Origin of the sequence: Azospirillum agricola, from assembly GCF_020005195.1 — a bacterium.
Classification (GTDB): domain Bacteria; phylum Pseudomonadota; class Alphaproteobacteria; order Azospirillales; family Azospirillaceae; genus Azospirillum; species Azospirillum agricola.
Genome location: NZ_JAIFZR010000005.1, coordinates 768,131 through 784,221 on the forward strand (window position 1 = coordinate 768,131; position 16,091 = coordinate 784,221).

Here is a 16,091-nt window from a genome sequence, read left to right on the forward strand (position 1 = left end):
CCGGGAGTCTCCTCCCTCAGGCGTTGACCGCCGCCCGCTCCTCGGCGCCGTCGGCCTCATCCTCGCCGCCCTGCTGATCCTCGTCCTCGGACGAGGCCGCCGGGCTGCCCTGCGCGTGGGCATGGCTGCTGCCGGGCTGGCCGCCGCGCTGGCGGTTTTCCGATTCCTGGATCTGGTTGATGATGCGGAGATAGTGCTCCGCGTGCTGGAGATAGTTCTCGGCCTGCACCCGGTCGCCCGACGACATCGCGTCACGCGCCAGCGCCTGGTATTTCTCCTGGACTTGCCACGCGTTGCCGCGGATGCGCACGTCCGGACCGTTGCTGTCGAAGGTCTGATGACGCAGCGGAACGTTCTGGCGCCGGTTGGCGTTGCCGCCCCCGCCACCACCGCCGCCGCCGCCACCACCGCCCCCGCCGCTGTTGCCACGACCGCGCGAACGCCTGGAGTTCGGTCCCTGTCTCATTCGGCTCTTAAGGCCCCATGCAAGAGAAGCGCATTCCCCGGAACGCCCGGCCGGCCATCCCGGCCGCCAAGCCCGCCGTGGAGACCGTCCACGGATGAGTCACGGGGATCAAACGACGCGTCCGCAGCAAGTGCGGCGGGCGTGGTGGTCAACGCTCGGCAAAGAAGCGGTCCGAGGCCAAGAACCCCACAATCCCTTATGTTCGCGGTCGTGTACCGCACACTAACCGCCAACGCCCGGCAATCCAACCTTTTTTTTGGGTTACCCGGATCATGCCCGGTCGTTCCGGCCCCGAACACATCGTTCGATTCCACCAAGATCGCGGAGCCGCGCTATGTCCGCGATGCCCTGTGCGGCGAACAGATCGGCCACATCCGGAGCTTGCCCCTGCCCCACCTCGACGGCGACCAGCCCGCCGGGCACCAGGAGCGCCGGCAACTGTGCCGCGATGATCCGATAGGGATCCAAACCATCGGCGCCCCCATCGAGCGCGCGCCGCGGGTCGTGCTCCCGCACCTCCGGGGCCAGCGTGGCGATGTCGGCCGTCGGAATGTAGGGCGGGTTGGAGACGACGATGTCGAAACGGTCCGCGATGCCGCTGCCCCAATCGCCGGTCTGGAAGCGCGCCCGCGCGGCCAGCCGATTGCGCTCCGCGTTGCCGGCCGCCGCCTCGACCGCCAGCGGGCTGAGATCGACGCCGAGGCCGCTGGCGTTGGGCAGTTCGGCCAGCAGCGCCAGCAGGATGCAGCCCGTTCCGGTTCCGAGATCGAGCAGGCGGAGACTGGCATTCCTGTCGGGGATCGCCTTCAGCACGGCTTCGACCACGGTTTCCGTGTCGGGACGCGGCTCCAGCGTGTCGGGGTTGAGGGCGAGGTCGATGGTCCAGAACTCGCGATGGCCGAGGATGCGGCCGACCGGCTCATGGGCCGCGCGGCGGTCGATCAGGGCCAGGGCGCGGGCGGTGTCGGCTTCGGAAACAGATTGTTCCGATTTCGTAATGAAGTCGGTCCGGGTAAGGTTCAGCGCGTGTTCCAGCAGGTAGCGCGCGTCGAGATCCGGCGTGTCGATGCCGGCCTCGCGCAACCGCGCCTCGGCAAGCCGCCGCAGGGCGTGGAGAGTCATGGCTTGCCTGTTCCTTCCCATTGCGACACCAAATCCCCTCCCCCGCCCAGCGGGGGAGGGGAACAAGGCGCCAGGACGATCGCTCACCCCAGCTCCGCCAGCCGGGCGGCTTCGTCTTCGGCGACGAGCGCGTCGACGAACTCGTCGAGCGCCTCGCCGGTCATCATCTTGTCGATCTTGTAGAGCGTCAGGTTGATGCGGTGGTCGGTCACCCGCCCCTGCGGGAAATTGTAGGTGCGGATGCGCTCCGACCGGTCGCCGCTGCCGACCTGGCTCTTGCGGTCCGCCGCGCGGGCGGCGTCCTTCTCGGCGCGCTCGCGGTCGTAGAGCCGGGCGCGCAGCACCTTCAGCGCCTTGGCCTTGTTCTTGTGCTGCGACTTCTCGTCCTGCTGGCTGACGACCAGCCCGGTCGGCAGGTGGGTGATGCGCACCGCGCTGTCGGTCGTGTTCACCGACTGGCCGCCGGGCCCCGAGGAGCGGAACACGTCGATGCGCAGATCCTTCTCGTCGATGTGGATGTCGACCTCCTCGGCCTCCGGCAGCACGGCCACCGTCGCGGCGGAGGTGTGGATGCGGCCCTGCGCCTCGGTCGCCGGCACGCGCTGCACCCGGTGGACGCCCGATTCGAACTTCAGCCGGGCGAACACGTTGCGGCCGGTGATGTTGGCGGTCGCCTCCTTGTAACCGCCGATGCCGGTCTCGCTGACGTCCATCGCCTCGAAACGCCAGCCGCGCAGGCCGGCGTAGCGGCGGTACATCTCGAACAGTTCGGCGGCGAACAGCGCCGCCTCGTCGCCGCCGGTGCCGGCGCGCACCTCCAGGATGGCGTTCTTCTCGTCCGCCTCGTCCTTGGGCAACAGCGAGACCTGGACGCGCCGCTCGAAATCGGGGATGCGCTTGGAGAGGTCGCGGAACTCCTCCTCCGCCATCGCCTTCATCTCGGGGTCGCCGTCGGGGTCGGCGATCATCTGGGCGAGGTCGGCGGCCTCGGCCTTGACCTTCTTCAGCTCGGCGATGGCCTCGGCGATCGGGGTGAGGTCGGCGTACTCCTTCGACAGCCGGGCGAACTCGCCCGACTCCGCCAGACCGGCGGCGAGCGCGTCGCGCAGCTCGTCGTGGCGGGCCACGACCCTATTGAACTTCTCGTCCAGGCTCACGTCGCTCGTCCTCTTCGCGTTCCACAGCGCTCGTCCCGTCCAGACGGAACAAGCGAAACAACAGCCGTTCGGCCGCGGCCCGTTCGGCCAACCCAACCCCGTCATGGTCGGCCGCCAGCGCCCGCAGCACCTCCGACGGCCCGTGCAGCAGCCGGTTCACCAGCAGCCGCGTCGCCGAGGCGGCGTCGAGGTCGCCATGGTCGCCCAGCAGCCGCCGCCGCTCCGCCTCGAAATGCGCGCGCAACGCCGCCACGGCGGGCACGGCGGCGCGCTCGGCGCGGTCGCGGGCGAAGGCGGCCAGCGCCTCGTCGACGATGGTCCAGGCGGCTTGGGTCGCCGCCTCGCGCCCGACGCGGCCCTTCAGGGCCACCCGCTCCAGGTCGGCGAGGTCGTAGACGAAGGCGCCGTCCATGCCGGCGACCGCCGGTTCGACGTCGGACGGGATCGCGGCGTCGACCACGAACACCGGGCGGCGGCGGCGGCGCTTCAACGCCGCCTCCATCATCCCGGAGGTCAGGATATAGCGCCCCAGCCCGGCCGCGGTCACCACGATATCGGCCCCGGCCAGCGCGGAGTCGAGATCCGCCCAGGGCGCGAAATGCCCGTCGAGCCGCCGCGCCGCCGCCTCGGCCCGGCGGTCCACCGGGGCGGTGACGGTCAGCCGCGGCAGACCGGCCTCGCGCAAGCCATCGAGCACCAGCGTGCCCATGTCGCCGAGCCCGATCAGCAGGGCGCTGCAACGCTTCGGGTTGCCGTGCAGGTCGCGCGCCACCTGGACGGCGGCGGCGGCCAGCGAGGTGGCGCCCTCGGCGATCGGCGTCTCGCTGCGCACCCGCTTGGCGGCGGCGTAGGCGGCCTGCATCGCCGCCTCCAGCTCCGGCCCGGTCAGCCCGGTGGCGGCGGCGGTGCGGTGGGCGGCCTTGAGCTGGCCCAGGATGTGCGGCTCGCCGACGATCTGGCTGTCGAGCGAGCAGGCCACCGCGAACAGGTGGCGCACCGCGTCGAGCCCGGTGCGGGTGTAGAGCTGGTCGCCGAGATCCGGCGTCGGCAGCCCGACCCGCTCGGCCATCAGCCCGGCGATGGCCAGCGCCGCCTCGTTGGGGCGTTCGTGGACGGCCTGCACCTCGACCCGGTCGCAGGTGCTGAGCCACACCGCCTGCGTCACCCCGGCGGCGCGCAGACGCTCCAGCATGCCCGGCACCTCCGCCTCGTCGGTCGCGAGACCGTCGCGGATCGCGCCGGAGCAGGTGCGGTGGCTGGCGCCGATGACGAAGTAGGAGGTGGTGGTCACGCCGGTGGTCGTTTCGTCCCTGCCCGTCGCGGAGGTTCGCGCGTTGGCCGATGTTTATTGAGACACAGATGAACACAGATAGACACAGATAAATATGATAGAAAACCTGTACACCGATTTCAGCTCGCGCGAAATCCGACGCGCTTCATGTTCATCTGTGTCTATCTGTGTTCATCTGTGTCAAACAATTTACCCCACCGCGACAGACGCCGCCTTGGCCGTCTCGATCTCGGCGGCCTTCTTCTCGACCAGGCCGACGAGGTGGTCGACGATGTCCTTGTCCTTCAGCCGGTGGTCGGTGACCCCCGACAGGTAGATCTGGTGGGTGTTGTTGCCGCCGCCGGTCAGGCCGATGTCGGTCTCGCGCGCCTCGCCGGGGCCGTTCACCACGCAGCCGATCACCGACAGGGTCAGCGGCGTCGTGATGTGGGCCAGACGCGCCTCCAGCAGTTCCACCGTCTTGATGACGTTGAAGTTCTGCCGCGCGCAGCTCGGGCAGGAGATCACCGTCACGCCGCGCCGGCGCAGGCCGAGCGACTTCAGCATCTCGTAGCCGACCTGCACCTCCTCCGCCGGCTCGGCCGACAGGGAGACGCGCAGCGTGTCGCCGATGCCCGACCACAGCAGCATGCCGAGCCCGATGGACGACTTCACCGTCCCGGCCCGCAGGCCGCCGGCCTCGGTGATGCCGATGTGCAGCGGGTAGTCGCAGGCCTCGGCCAGCGCCTGGTAGGCGGCGACCGCCAGGAAGGTGTCCGACGCCTTCACCGAGATCTTGAACTCGCGGAAGTCGTTGTCTTCCAGAATCTTCGCGTGGTTCAACGCGCTCTCGACCATCGCCTCGGGGCAGGGCTCGCCGTACTTCTCCAGCAGATCCTGTTCCAGCGAGCCGGCGTTGACGCCGATGCGCATCGAGCAGCCGTGATCCTTGGCCGCCTTCACCACCTCGCGCACCCGTTCGGGCGAGCCGATGTTGCCGGGGTTGATGCGCAGGCAGGCCGCCCCGCTCTCCGCCGCCTCGATGGCGCGCTTGTAGTGGAAATGGATGTCGGCGACGACCGGCACCGACACCTGTTTCACGATGTCCTTCAGGGCCAGCGCCGATTCGCGGTCGGGGCAGGAGACCCGGACGATGTCCACCCCGACCCGTTCGGCCGCCTGGATCTGCTCGACCGTCGCCTTCACGTCGGTGGTCGGCGTGTTGGTCATGGTCTGGACCGAGATCGGCGCGTCGCCGCCGACGAGCACGTTGCCGACCCGGATCTGGCGGGACTTGCGGCGGAGGATCTGGCGGTAGGCACGCACGGTCATGGCAGGGGCCTCAAGACAGCGTCGGGGGGCGACGACAGGGATCCGGGATCCGTGTGTGCGCACACGGCCGGGGTCACGTCAGAAGTACGGTCCCCCGCGGCGGATTCAAGCGCCAGTTCCAGGACACAGGGTTCCGTGACGCAGGGGGGCCGTGACGCAGGACGCTCAGCGCCCGGCAGGGCGGACGACACCATGGGCGTCGATGGAGACGTCGCGCAGCACCTGACCGACCGAACCGAGCGGGCCGCTCTCCGCGCCGTCGGCGACCACCACAAGGCCGCCGGCGTTGCCGGTGCGCACCCGCACCCCGGCCTTGTCGGGAACGCGGTAGGTGTCGCCAGGCTTCAGCACACGGGTGAAGATGATCTCGCTGCCGTCGCGGATCTGCAACCAGCTCTCCTGGGTCGCCTTCAGGACGAGCCGGACGTTCTGGTATTGCAGGCCGTAGACCTTGGCGTTCGGGTTGGCCGGGGCCGCTTCCGCCGGGCGCGGGGCCGGGGCGGCCGGCGGCGGGGCGGCGGCCAGCGGCGGGGCGGCGGCCAGCGGCGTCGGCTCCTGCGGCGAACCCTCGTCGTCGTCCTCCGCCGGGGGCGGCGGCACGTTGGTCACCCCCGCCGGAGCGGGCGTCTGCGGAACCGGAGCCGCCGACGGCGGCAGCGCCGCGACGGCGGGCGGCTTGGCGGGCGGCAGGGGCGGCGCCACCACGGGCGACGAGGCCCCGGCCGGAGCGGGGGCCGGCGCCGCCGGGGCGGCCAGCGGGGCGGCCAGCGGGGCGGAGGTAGTCGCCGGGGAAACGGGAGGGGGCGCGGCGACGGAAGCGGACGGCGCAGCGGCCGGAAGCGGAGCCGTGGAGGGCGGCAGCGCCGCCGTCTGCTGGGTGGCGGGCTGGGGAGCGGCCGCCGGGGCCTGCTCACCGGACGGCGCGGCGCCGCCCCTGAACGGCAGCGTGTCGAGCAGCGACACCAGCCGGTCGGGCAGCGCCGGCACCAGATCGGCCATCGACCGGTCGGTCGCCGACAGATAGTACCAGCCGCCATAGACGATGCCGCCCAGCACCAGCGTCATCAGCAGCAGCGTGCCGCCGGGAACCCGCTCCTCCGTCGCCGGGGTCGGCAGGTACAGCTCCTGCTGGCGCAGGGCCCCCGCCGCCTCCTCCTTGTAGCGGGCGACGATGCTCTCCGGGTCGAGCCCGAGATACTCGGCGTAGGAGCGCAGGAAGCCGGCGGCGTAGGCCGCGCCCGGCAGATCCTGGAAACGCCCGTCCTCGATGGCCTGGAGATACGGGTAGCGGATGCGCAGCATCGACGCGACGTCGCGCAGCTCGTGCCCCATGGCGATGCGCGCGTCGCGCAGCGTTTCGGAGACGGTGGGACCGGCCGGAACCGGGGCGTAATCGTCGAAAAGCTTGCGCTTGGCCATGGAATTGCCGTCTCGCTGGGTCGGGCATCCCCGCCGGGGACGCGCAAGCGGAATGGGTACGACAAGCCGCCCCGGCGACGCAACCGGATTGAGGCCGACCGGATTGAAGCTCTCAGATCAGGACGCCGTGGTCGCGGGCGAAGGTCTTCAGCTTGTCGCGCAGGCTGTGGTCGGCGCCGAGATACAGGCCGGACATGTATTGCCGCAGCGCCGCCACGTCGAGCGAGCGCAGCATCGTCTTCACCGGCCCGACCGAGGGCGGCGCCATCGACAGCGTGCGGAAGCCGGCGCCGATCAGCGCCATCGCGTCGAGCGGCCGTCCGGCCATCTCGCCGCACAGGCTGAGCGGCACCTTGTGCTTGCTGCACTCGTCGACCAGCCGGCGCATGACGCACAGCATCCCCGGCGACAGCGCGTCGTAGCGGGTCGAGGTGCGCGGGTTGCCGCGGTCGGCGGCGTAGAGATACTGCATCAGGTCGTTGGAGCCGACCGACAGGAAATCGACCTTGGGCAGCAGGGCCGGCAGCTGCCACAGCAGCGACGGCACCTCGATCATCGTGCCGACGCGCAGGCGGCTCGGCGGCTCGACGCCCTGCCCGGCCTGCCGCTTCAGCTCCAGATCGAGCAGGCGGCGGGCGGCGGCGAGCTCGGCGACCTCGGCGATCATCGGGAACATCACCGACAGCGGCCGCCCGGCGGCGGCCAGCAGCAGCGCGCGGAGCTGCTGGCGCAGCAGCGACGGGTGGTCGAGCCCGATGCGCACCGCGCGCCAGCCCAACGCCGGGTTCTCCTCCTCGCCGCCGGTCATGTAGGGCAGCATCTTGTCGCCGCCGACGTCGAGCGTGCGGAAGACGATGGGCTTCTCGCCCGCCTCGTCCATGATCCGGGAGTAGAGTTCGGTCTGCGCCTTCACGTCCGGGTAGGAGGCGCGGACCATGAAGGGGATCTCGGTGCGGTAGAGGCCGATGCCCTCCGCCCCGCTGGCCTGGAGATGCGGCAGGTCGATCAGCAGGCCGCAGTTCAACTGGATCGAGATCGGCACGCCGTCGCGCGTCACCGAGGGCAGGTTGCGGATCTCCGCGTACATCTGCTCCTTGCGGTGTTGCAGGGCGACGCTGTCGGCGAAGGCCATCTGGATGTCTTCGGCCGGGCGGATGAAGACCTGCCCGTGGTCGCCGTCGACGATCAGCTGGTCGAGCGCCTCGATGCGGTTCAGCGCGTCGGCCGCCTGCACCACCGGAATGTTCAGCGCGCGGGCGACGATGCAGACGTGGCTGGAGGGCGTCCCCTCCTCCAGCAGCAGGCCGCGCAGCCGCGAGCGGTCATAGTCCAGAAGCTCCGCCGGCCCCATCGAGCGCGCGACCAGGATCATGTCGTCCGGCTGCGTCGCCCCGTCGGCGCTGGAGGTCTTGCCGGCGAGGTGCTGGAGCAGCCGGTTGGTCAGATCCTCGAAATCCTGCAAGCGCTCGCGGATGTAGGGATCGGTCAGGTGGCTCATGCGGGCGCGGGTGTCGTTCTGCACCTGCTGCACCGCCGCCTCCGCCGTCAGGCCGGCGCGGATCGCCTCGCGGATGCGCGACAGCCAGCCGCGGTCCTCGGCGAACATCCGGTAGGTCTCCAGGATGTCGCGCGGCTCGCCCAGCCCGGCCAGCGTCGCCGCCTCCAGCAAATCGTCGATGGCGCTGTGCATGGTGACGAGCGCGGCGTTGAAGCGCTCCAGCTCGGCCTCGGCGTCCTCGGCCACCAGCTGGCGGATGGTCAGCTGCGGGCGGTGGATCACCGCCAGCCCCATGGCGAGGCCGGGGCTCATGGCCACGCCCGACAGGCGGGCCGGCAGCAGCACCGGGTCGCCGGAGGTCGACACCTCCGACGCGCCGACCAGTTCGCTCTGGGCGACCAGCTCGGCGACCACCATGGCGATGGTCTGGAGGCTCTCGACCTCCTCCTCGACGTAGGGGCGGCGGTCCTTGTGCTGGATCACCAGCACGCCGCGCACCTTGCCGCCGCGCAGCACCGGCACGCCGGCCATCGACAGGAAGGGATCCTCGCCGGTCTCCGGCCGGTAGGCGAAGCTGGGGTGCGAGGGAGCGTTGTCGAGCGCCAGCGGCCGGGCGTGGCCGGCGATGTAGCCGACGATGCCCTCGCCGACCCGCAGGCGGGTGTTGTGGACGGCGGTCTTGTTCAGGCCCTCGGTGGCGAACAGCTCCAGCACCTCGCCAGCGCGCATGACGTAGCAGGAGCAGACGTCCGCCCGCATCTCCGCCGCGATCAGCGTGACGATCTTGTCCAGCCGCTCCTGCCCCGACCCCGACCCGGCCATGATGTCCCGCAGATGGGCCAGCAGCCGGCGCGAGGAGGCGCCGTCGAAGCTGGGACCGGCCGTCAGGTCGAGGGTGCTGGTCATCGCTACAACGCTCCCAGAGCCGTGGGCGTCTCCGCCACCTCCGCCACTTCCGCCCCGTCCGAGGATGCCCCATCGGCGCCACGGCGCGCCAGCGCCGTTTCGGCCTGGGCGATCAATTCGGCCAGGATGTCCGTCACCGGCTGCTCGCGGGTGACGAGGCCGACGCTCTGGCCGGCCATCAGGGATCCGGTTTCGACGTCGCCGTCGATCACCGCGCGGCGGAGCGCGCCGGCCCAGAAATGCTCGATCTCCAGCAGCCCCTCGTCGCGGGTCAGGGCGCCGGCGTCGACCTTGGCGATGACGGCGCGCTGAAGCTCCATGAAGGCCTTGCTGCCGGCGTTGGCCAGCGCACGGACCGGGATCACCGGAAAGCGCGGGTCGATCTGCACCGACACCTGGGCGTCGCGGGCCGACGCGCGGATGAAGGTCTGCTTGAAGTTGGCGTGCGCGATGGATTCGCCGGCGCAGACGAAGCGCGTGCCGATCTGCACGCCGGCCGCCCCCAACTCCAGATAGGCGACGATCGCCTCGCCGCGCCCGATGCCGCCGGCGACGAAGACCGGGACCTCGCGCAGGTCGGGCAGGATCTCCTGCGCCAGCACGGTGGTGGAGACCGGGCCGATGTGGCCGCCGGCCTCGGTGCCCTCGATCACCAGCGCGTCGGCGCCCTGGCGGACCATGCGCCGGCCGCTGACCAGCGTCGGCGCGAAGGTCATCGCCTTGGCGCCGCCGTCCTTGATGCGGCGCAGCGTGGCGCCGGACGGAAAGCCGCCGGCGATGACGACATGGCCGACCGCCTGCTCGCGGCAGACGTCGATCAGCCGGTCGAGTTCCGGGTGCATGTTGATGAGGTTGACGCCGAACGGCTCCGCCGTCAGCGCCTTGGTGCCGGCGATCTCCGCCGCGAGCTGGTCCGGCGCCATCGACCCGCAGGCCAGGACACCGAAACCGCCGGCGTTCGAGATCGCCGAGACCAGATGCCGCTCCGACACCCAGCTCATCGCACCGCCCATCACGGCGGTGCGCGTGCCGAGGAAGGCGCAGCCGCGCGCCCACAGCCGGTCGAGCCGTGCCCTTGCCGCCGTTACGGTCGCCGCCGTCTCGGTCATGCCCGGCTCTCCCTTCCCTGTTTCCTCAACGCAGCGTCAGGCGGCGTCGAGGCCATAGGCGGTGTGCAGGGCGCGCAGCGCCAGCTCCGCGTACTCTTCGGCGATCAGGACCGAAATCTTGATCTCGGAGGTCGAGATGACCTGGATGTTGATGCCCTTGTCGGCCAGCGCCTTGAACATCCGCTGGGCGACGCCGGCGTGGCTGCGCATGCCGACGCCGATGACCGACACCTTGACGACGTTGGCGTCGGAGATGATGCGCTTGAAGTTCAGCGTCTCCTTCGCGTCCTCCAGCACCTTCACGCCGCGCGCGAGGTCGGCCTTGCCGACGGTGAAGGTCATGTCGGTCGACTTGCCGTCCTCCGACACGTTCTGGACGATCATGTCGACGTTGACGGCGTTGTCGGTCAGCGGCCCGAAGATGGCGGCGGCCACGCCCGGGCGGTCGGCGACGCCGACCAGGGTGATCTTCGCCTCGTCGCGGCTGTAGGCGATGCCGCTCACAACTTCCTTTTCCACGATCTCGTCCTCGTCAACAACCAGGGTTCCCGGAAGCGAGCTGCCCGCCGCCGCCTCGAAGCTCGACAGCACCTGCACGCGCACGCGGTGGTTCATCGCCATCTCGACCGAGCGGGTCTGAAGCACCTTGGCGCCCTGCGAGGCCAGCTCCAGCATCTCCTCGTAGGTGATCTTATCGAGCTTCTTGGCCTTGGTCACGATGCGCGGGTCGGTGGTGTAGACCCCGTCCACGTCGGTGTAGATGTCGCAGCGGTCGGCCTTCACCGCCGCCGCCAGCGCCACCGCCGAGGTGTCGGAGCCGCCGCGGCCGAGCGTGGTGATGCGCCCCTCCTTCGTCACCCCCTGGAAACCCGCGACCACGGCGACCTCGCCGGTCTGCATGGACTTTTCCATCTGGGTGGTGTCAATGGAGACGATGCGCGCCTTGCCGTGCGTGTCGTCGGTGTGGATCGGAATCTGCCAACCCGCCCAGGAGCGCGCCGGGATGCCGATCGACTGCAAGGCCACGGCGAGGAGACCGGAGGTCACCTGCTCGCCCGAGGCGACGACGGCGTCGTACTCGCGCGCGTCGTGCAGCTTGTCGATCTCGTTGCAGTATTTGACGAGCTGGTTGGTCACGCCGGACATCGCCGACACGACGACGGCGACCTGATGGCCCGCCTTGACTTCCTGCTCGACCTTCCGGGCCACGTTCTTGATGCGGTCGATGTCGCCGACCGACGTGCCTCCGAACTTCAGGACGATCCGCGCCATACCTCACACCAATTCTCTGGCCGCCTTCACGGGAGCCCTGGCGGGATCCGTGACGAAGGGCGGCATGCGGCACCCCCGCTCTACCGTTGCCGGCGCGGGGCGGCGTATCCATACTCCCTCGCTCACAGCGAGGCAAGGTTGCCCCGCATGCCAACCGTCAACCACCCCACGGAAATCCCAGCCATGACCGCGACCGCCGGAACTCCGCACGCCACGCCCTCGGGAACGTCCTTTGGAACGATCGATCCCGAGGACGTCGCCCGCTTTTCCGCCATCGCCGCCGAATGGTGGGATCCGGCCGGCAAGTTCCGGCCGCTGCACCGGCTGAACCCGCTGCGCCTCGCCTACATCCGCGACACGGTGTGCAGGCGGCTGGGCCGCGATCCGCTGGCGCCCCTGCCGCTGGCCGGCGTCCGCGTCGTCGACATCGGCTGCGGCGGCGGCCTGCTGGCCGAGCCGATCGCCCGCATGGGCGCCACGGTGGTCGGGGTCGACGCCTCGGAAAAGAACATCAAGACGGCGGCCACCCACGCCGCCGAGACCGGAACCGCCATGGACTACCGCGCCACCACCGCCGAGGATCTGGCCGCCGGCGGCGAGCGCTTCGACGTGGTGCTGGCGATGGAGGTGATCGAGCATGTCGCCGACGTCGACCTGTTCGTGAAGTCCTGCACCGACCTGCTGGCGCCGGGCGGCGTCCTGTTCCTCGCCACGCTGAACCGCACGCCGAAATCCTTCGCGCTGGCCATCGTCGGGGCGGAGTACATCCTGCGCTGGATGCCGCGCGGCACCCACAACTGGCGCCAATTCCTGCGCCCGTCCGAATTGAGCGCCGCCGTACGCGCGTACGGGCTGGGCGTACGCGACCTGACCGGCATCACGTACAACCCGCTGGCCGACGAGTTCCGGCTGAATCCGAAGGACCTGGAGGTCAACTACATGGGCTGGGCCGAGCGGCTGTAAGATCGTCCTGCGCTGCCTCACAGGCCGTGCCCCGCGCCACCCCTTCCCTGCTGGACGGGAGAGGGGCGGGCGGGGCTGACTTGCCTGCCCCTACCCGTCAGTCCTCATAGACCGCGCCCAGCGCCAACGTCAGACCCAGGGAGGCCAGCGTGACCTCGCCCTCGGTGACGATGTCGGCGACCCAGCCACCGCCCTCGCGGCGGTAGATCTCGATCCGCCGTTCGTTCTGCGCCACCAGCACGATCTCGCGCAGGGAGGGGATCGTCTGGTAGTTCACCCGCTTCTCGCGGCGGTCGACCGCCTCGGTGCTGTCCGACAGCACCTCCACGACCAGGACCGGCGCCTCGACCACATAGGGATCGTCGTCGCCCGGATGGCAGGTCGCCACGATGTCCGGGTAGTAGTAGGCGTTCGCCGCCTCGACGCGGACCTTGACGTCGTTCAGGAAGGCATCGCATCCCCGGCGCAGGGCCGCCTGCCGGATGGCGAAGCCGAAGCGGGCCACGATCCCCGCGTGCCGGCGGCTGGCGCCGACCATGGCGAAGATCTCGCCATCGACATACTCGTGCCGCAGCTCGGCCGTCCGTTCGGCGGCGAGATAGTCACCCGGCGAAATCCAGACCTTGCGCAGCGTGTTCGGCATGACGACGACTATACGCCGATGCCGCCCCAAGAAAAGAGGCCCAAAGAAAAAGGGCCGCGCAACCCGTGCGGCGGCCCTCGCGGCGTACGTCCCGTCATGGAAGCCCGTCAGGCGGTCGGGCTGGCCTCATGCTGGGTCAACAGAGCGTAGATCGCGTCGCCCGACTGGGCCCCGCGCAGCTTCTCGCACATGGACTGGTCGCGCAGCAGGCGCGACACGCGGGCGAGCGCCTTCAGGTGATCGGCCCCCGCCTGTTCCGGGGCGAGAAGAAGGAAGATCAGATCCACCGGCTGCTCATCGATCGCGTCGAAATCGATGGGACGTTCCAGGCGGGCGAAGACGCCGTGGACACGGTCGAGGCTGGACAGCTTGCCGTGGGGAATGGCGATGCCATGCCCCACGCCGGTCGTGCCCAGCCGCTCGCGTTCCAGGAGGACGTCGAAGATCGCCCGCTCGTGCTGACCGGTCAGATCGGACGCTTTGCGCGCCAGCTCCTGGAGGGCCTGCTTCTTGCTGCCGGCCTTCAGGTTCGGGAGGATGGCGTGCGGCGCTATGAGGTCGAGCATGAGGCTTCAGACCAGAGGGAAAGGGTCGGCGCCTGGGGTCAGGCGCCGGCCTTCTCCGCCGGATCGACCCAGCCGATGTTTCCGTCGGCGCGGCGGTACACCATGTTCAGGCGACCGTGCACGCCGTTGTGGAACATCAGCGCCGGAGCCTGGGCCAGCTCGAGGCGCATCACCGCCTCGCTGACCGACAGGGTGGCGATGGAGGTCTCCATCTCGGCCACGACCATCGGCTGGTGCGCACCGTCGACCGGGGCCTCCGCCTCGTGGTCGTCGGCCTCGGCCTCCAGGATCTGGTAGCGGGCCGGCAGCGCCTCGACGGCGGCGGAACCGTTCTCGCCATGGTGGTCGCGCAGGCGGCTCTTGTAGCGGCGCAGGCGCTTGGCCAGCTTGTCGCAGGCCGTGTCGAAGGCCGGGTACGGCTCCGTCGCGTCGGCGGCGCTCTGCAGGACGATGCCACGGCCCACATGGACCTGGATGTCGGCCTTGTAGAGGTGCGCGTCCTTGGCCAGGACGACGTTGGCTTCGATCGGCTTGTTGAAGTACTTGCCGACGACGGTGGTCAGGCTGTCGGCCACATGGGTGCGCAGGGCGTCGCCCACGTCAAGCTGCTTGCCTTTGACAGTCAGTTGCATGTTGGAACGTTTCCAATATTGGTCCGCTGGGGACGATGGAGAGACGACGGTCCGCCGTACGCGAGCCGCGACCTTAGTCGGGGGTCCCTAGACTGTCAACGAAGCGCGCCCCCGCAGGTTCCGGCTACATGCGTGACATCTTGGCACGGCGTCTCTGCACCGACGACGGTATTTTCATCGCTTCACGATACTTCGCGACCGTCCGCCGCGCAATGTCGATCCCCTCGGCGCGCAGAATCTCCACCAGCTTGTCGTCGGACAGCACGTCCTCGGGCTTCTCGGCGTCGATCATGGTCTTGATGCGGTGCCGCACCGCCTCCGCCGAATGGGCGGCCTGTCCGTCGGCCCCCTGGATGGCGGAGGTGAAGAAATACTTCAGCTCGAACACGCCGCGCTGGGTCGCCATGAACTTGTTGGTGGTGACGCGGCTGACCGTGCTCTCGTGCATGCCGATCGCCTCGGCGATGTCGCGCAGGATCAGCGGCTTCAGGTGCGAGACGCCGTGGATGAAGAAGGCGTCCTGCTGGCGGATGATCTCGGAGGCCACCTTCAGGATGGTGGTCGCCCGCTGGTGCAGCGACTTCACCAGCCAGTTGGCCGACTGGAACTTCTCCGCCAGATACTCCTTGTCGGCCTTGTTGCGGGTGGCGTCGGAGATGCGCGCGAAATAGCGCTGGTTGACCAGCACGCGCGGCAGGGTGTCGGGGTTGAGGTCGATCAGCCAGCCGCCGCCGGGGTTGGGCCGCATCAGGATGTCGGGGGTGACGAGTTGCGCCGGGGTGTGGTCGAAGCACAGAGCCGGCTTGGGGTTCAGCTTGCGGATGTCGGCGACCATGTCGGCGACGTCCTCGGCGTCGACGCCGCAGACCTTCATGATGGCCGGCAGGTTGCGCGCCGCCAGTAGCTCCAGATTGTCGAGCAGCGCCTGCATCGCCGGGTCGAGCCGGTTCTTCTCGCGCAGCTGGATCGCCAGGCATTCCTTCAGCGATCGGGCGAAGATGCCCGGCGGGTCGAAGCGCTGGCAGGCCGCCAGCACCCGCTCCACCCGCGCCGGATCGCAGCCGAGCTGTTCGGCCAGCGCCGCGGCGTCGAAGCCGACCAGCCAGCCGGCCTCGTCCAGCATGTCGATCAGCGCCAGCCCGATGAGCTGGTCGCCATGGTCGGGCAGGTCGATCTTGAGCTGCTCGGTCAGGTGGTCGCGCAGGCTGATCTCGCCGGTGAGCGTCGCCTCCAGGTTGGAGTCGTCGTCCTCGAAGCCGCTGCGCCCGCCGCGCTCGTTGTAGGAGCCGTAGACCTCGTTGCCGCCGTCCGAGCCGTCGGAAAAGCGGTCGTCGGAATAGACATTCTCGAAATCGGTGTCGAGCGGCGATTCCGACGAGGCCCCCATGGTGTCCGAGGAGGTCAGCTCCACCGTGTCGCGGGTGCGCCCGTCCGCCGGCGGCGGGGCCGGCCCGTCGTCACGCCCGTTGAGGCTGTCGGCCAGCGAGCCGCCCGGCTCCGTGCCGCCCGGCCCGTCCAGGCCACCCTGCGCCTCGCCGCCGACCGGGTCGCTGCCGCCGTCGCCGGGGCCGCTGTCGCGCTCCAGCAGCGGGTTCTGCTCGATCTCGCGGTCCACGAAGTCCGACAGCTCGATGTTCGACAGTTGCAGCAGCTTGATCGCCTGCTGCAACTGCGGCGTCATCACCAGTGTTTGGGCTTGTCGGAGATCGAGACGTTGAGCAAGCGCCATGGACAGG

At 69.9% G+C, this 16,091-nt stretch carries 14 protein-coding genes; 1 reads left to right on the forward strand and 13 read right to left on the reverse strand.

Annotated features, from left to right (window positions below; genetic code table 11):
• Nucleotides 1–16 precede the first annotated feature (16 nt).
• The 9 genes from JN22_RS18570 to JN22_RS18610 all read right to left on the reverse strand — a co-directional run bounded on the left by JN22_RS18570 (nucleotide 17) and on the right by JN22_RS18610 (nucleotide 11,551).
• Nucleotides 17–466 carry a DUF4167 domain-containing protein gene (locus JN22_RS18570; RefSeq protein WP_085555363.1) on the reverse strand — a complete coding sequence of 150 codons (450 nt, stop codon included), beginning with the start codon at nucleotides 464–466 and terminating at the stop codon, nucleotides 17–19.
• Nucleotides 467–736: 270 nt separating this feature from the next.
• Nucleotides 737–1,588 carry a peptide chain release factor N(5)-glutamine methyltransferase gene (gene prmC, locus JN22_RS18575; RefSeq protein ID WP_085555364.1) on the reverse strand — a complete coding sequence of 284 codons (852 nt, stop codon included), beginning with the start codon at nucleotides 1,586–1,588 and terminating at the stop codon, nucleotides 737–739.
• Between the two features lie 83 nt (nucleotides 1,589–1,671).
• Nucleotides 1,672–2,745 (reverse strand): peptide chain release factor 1, encoded by a 1,074-nt coding sequence (gene prfA / locus JN22_RS18580; protein WP_085555365.1) that lies wholly within the window; start codon nucleotides 2,743–2,745, stop codon nucleotides 1,672–1,674.
• Entirely contained in the window at nucleotides 2,720–4,036 is a 1,317-nt protein-coding gene (hemA, locus tag JN22_RS18585) for a glutamyl-tRNA reductase (RefSeq protein ID WP_085555366.1), read from the reverse strand. The genes prfA and hemA overlap by 26 nt, the downstream gene beginning before the upstream one ends.
• A 189-nt stretch (nucleotides 4,037–4,225) precedes the next feature.
• Nucleotides 4,226–5,347: a flavodoxin-dependent (E)-4-hydroxy-3-methylbut-2-enyl-diphosphate synthase gene (gene ispG / locus JN22_RS18590; RefSeq protein WP_085555367.1), complete on the reverse strand. Its 1,122-nt coding sequence runs from the start codon at nucleotides 5,345–5,347 to the stop codon at nucleotides 4,226–4,228.
• Between the two features lie 165 nt (nucleotides 5,348–5,512).
• Nucleotides 5,513–6,766, reverse strand: a complete 1,254-nt coding sequence (locus JN22_RS18595) for a helix-turn-helix domain-containing protein (RefSeq protein WP_085555368.1) — start codon at nucleotides 6,764–6,766, stop codon at nucleotides 5,513–5,515.
• Nucleotides 6,767–6,878: 112 nt separating this feature from the next.
• Complete coding sequence (ptsP, locus tag JN22_RS18600) at nucleotides 6,879–9,170, reverse strand: phosphoenolpyruvate--protein phosphotransferase (RefSeq protein ID WP_085555369.1); 2,292 nt, start codon at nucleotides 9,168–9,170, stop codon at nucleotides 6,879–6,881.
• 2 nt (nucleotides 9,171–9,172) lie between these two features.
• Nucleotides 9,173–10,279 carry an NAD(P)H-dependent flavin oxidoreductase gene (locus JN22_RS18605; RefSeq protein ID WP_085555370.1) on the reverse strand — a complete coding sequence of 369 codons (1,107 nt, stop codon included), beginning with the start codon at nucleotides 10,277–10,279 and terminating at the stop codon, nucleotides 9,173–9,175.
• A gap of 36 nt (nucleotides 10,280–10,315) precedes the next feature.
• Entirely contained in the window at nucleotides 10,316–11,551 is a 1,236-nt protein-coding gene (locus tag JN22_RS18610; protein WP_085555371.1) for an aspartate kinase, read from the reverse strand.
• A gap of 183 nt (nucleotides 11,552–11,734) precedes the next feature.
• On the opposite strand from JN22_RS18610, the gene ubiG reads away from it, so the two are divergent.
• A complete protein-coding gene (gene ubiG, locus JN22_RS18615) occupies nucleotides 11,735–12,514 on the forward strand; it encodes a bifunctional 2-polyprenyl-6-hydroxyphenol methylase/3-demethylubiquinol 3-O-methyltransferase UbiG (protein WP_085555372.1) in 780 nt (259 codons plus the stop codon).
• 97 nt (nucleotides 12,515–12,611) lie between these two features.
• Here ubiG and JN22_RS18620 read toward each other — a convergent pair whose 3' ends face one another.
• The 4 genes from JN22_RS18620 to rpoN form a co-directional block, all read right to left on the reverse strand.
• Entirely contained in the window at nucleotides 12,612–13,157 is a 546-nt protein-coding gene (locus JN22_RS18620; RefSeq protein WP_085555373.1) for a Uma2 family endonuclease, read from the reverse strand.
• Nucleotides 13,158–13,264: 107 nt separating this feature from the next.
• Nucleotides 13,265–13,723, reverse strand: coding sequence for a PTS IIA-like nitrogen regulatory protein PtsN (ptsN, locus tag JN22_RS18625; protein WP_085555374.1), 459 nt, complete (start codon nucleotides 13,721–13,723; stop codon nucleotides 13,265–13,267).
• Between the two features lie 38 nt (nucleotides 13,724–13,761).
• Entirely contained in the window at nucleotides 13,762–14,355 is a 594-nt protein-coding gene (gene hpf, locus JN22_RS18630; RefSeq protein WP_085555375.1) for a ribosome hibernation-promoting factor, HPF/YfiA family, read from the reverse strand.
• Between the two features lie 124 nt (nucleotides 14,356–14,479).
• Complete coding sequence (gene rpoN, locus JN22_RS18635) at nucleotides 14,480–16,084, reverse strand: RNA polymerase factor sigma-54 (protein ID WP_085555376.1); 1,605 nt, start codon at nucleotides 16,082–16,084, stop codon at nucleotides 14,480–14,482.
• Between the last annotated feature and the right edge of the window lie 7 nt (nucleotides 16,085–16,091).

Bases quoted from the DNA above. Each gene is read 5' to 3' on its own strand.
- ubiG (WP_085555372.1), top strand. From the start codon at position 11,735: ATGACCGCGACCGCCGGAACTCCGCACGCCACGCCCTCGGGAACGTCC.
- JN22_RS18570 (WP_085555363.1), bottom strand. From the start codon at position 466: ATGAGACAGGGACCGAACTCCAGGCGTTCGCGCGGTCGTGGCAACAGC.
- ptsN (WP_085555374.1), bottom strand. From the start codon at position 13,723: ATGCTCGACCTCATAGCGCCGCACGCCATCCTCCCGAACCTGAAGGCC.
- hpf (WP_085555375.1), bottom strand. From the start codon at position 14,355: ATGCAACTGACTGTCAAAGGCAAGCAGCTTGACGTGGGCGACGCCCTG.
- JN22_RS18595 (WP_085555368.1), bottom strand. From the start codon at position 6,766: ATGGCCAAGCGCAAGCTTTTCGACGATTACGCCCCGGTTCCGGCCGGT.
- JN22_RS18605 (WP_085555370.1), bottom strand. From the start codon at position 10,279: ATGACCGAGACGGCGGCGACCGTAACGGCGGCAAGGGCACGGCTCGAC.
- ptsP (WP_085555369.1), bottom strand. From the start codon at position 9,170: ATGACCAGCACCCTCGACCTGACGGCCGGTCCCAGCTTCGACGGCGCC.
- JN22_RS18620 (WP_085555373.1), bottom strand. From the start codon at position 13,157: ATGCCGAACACGCTGCGCAAGGTCTGGATTTCGCCGGGTGACTATCTC.
- JN22_RS18610 (WP_085555371.1), bottom strand. From the start codon at position 11,551: ATGGCGCGGATCGTCCTGAAGTTCGGAGGCACGTCGGTCGGCGACATC.
- ispG (WP_085555367.1), bottom strand. From the start codon at position 5,347: ATGACCGTGCGTGCCTACCGCCAGATCCTCCGCCGCAAGTCCCGCCAG.
- prmC (WP_085555364.1), bottom strand. From the start codon at position 1,588: ATGACTCTCCACGCCCTGCGGCGGCTTGCCGAGGCGCGGTTGCGCGAG.
- rpoN (WP_085555376.1), bottom strand. From the start codon at position 16,084: ATGGCGCTTGCTCAACGTCTCGATCTCCGACAAGCCCAAACACTGGTG.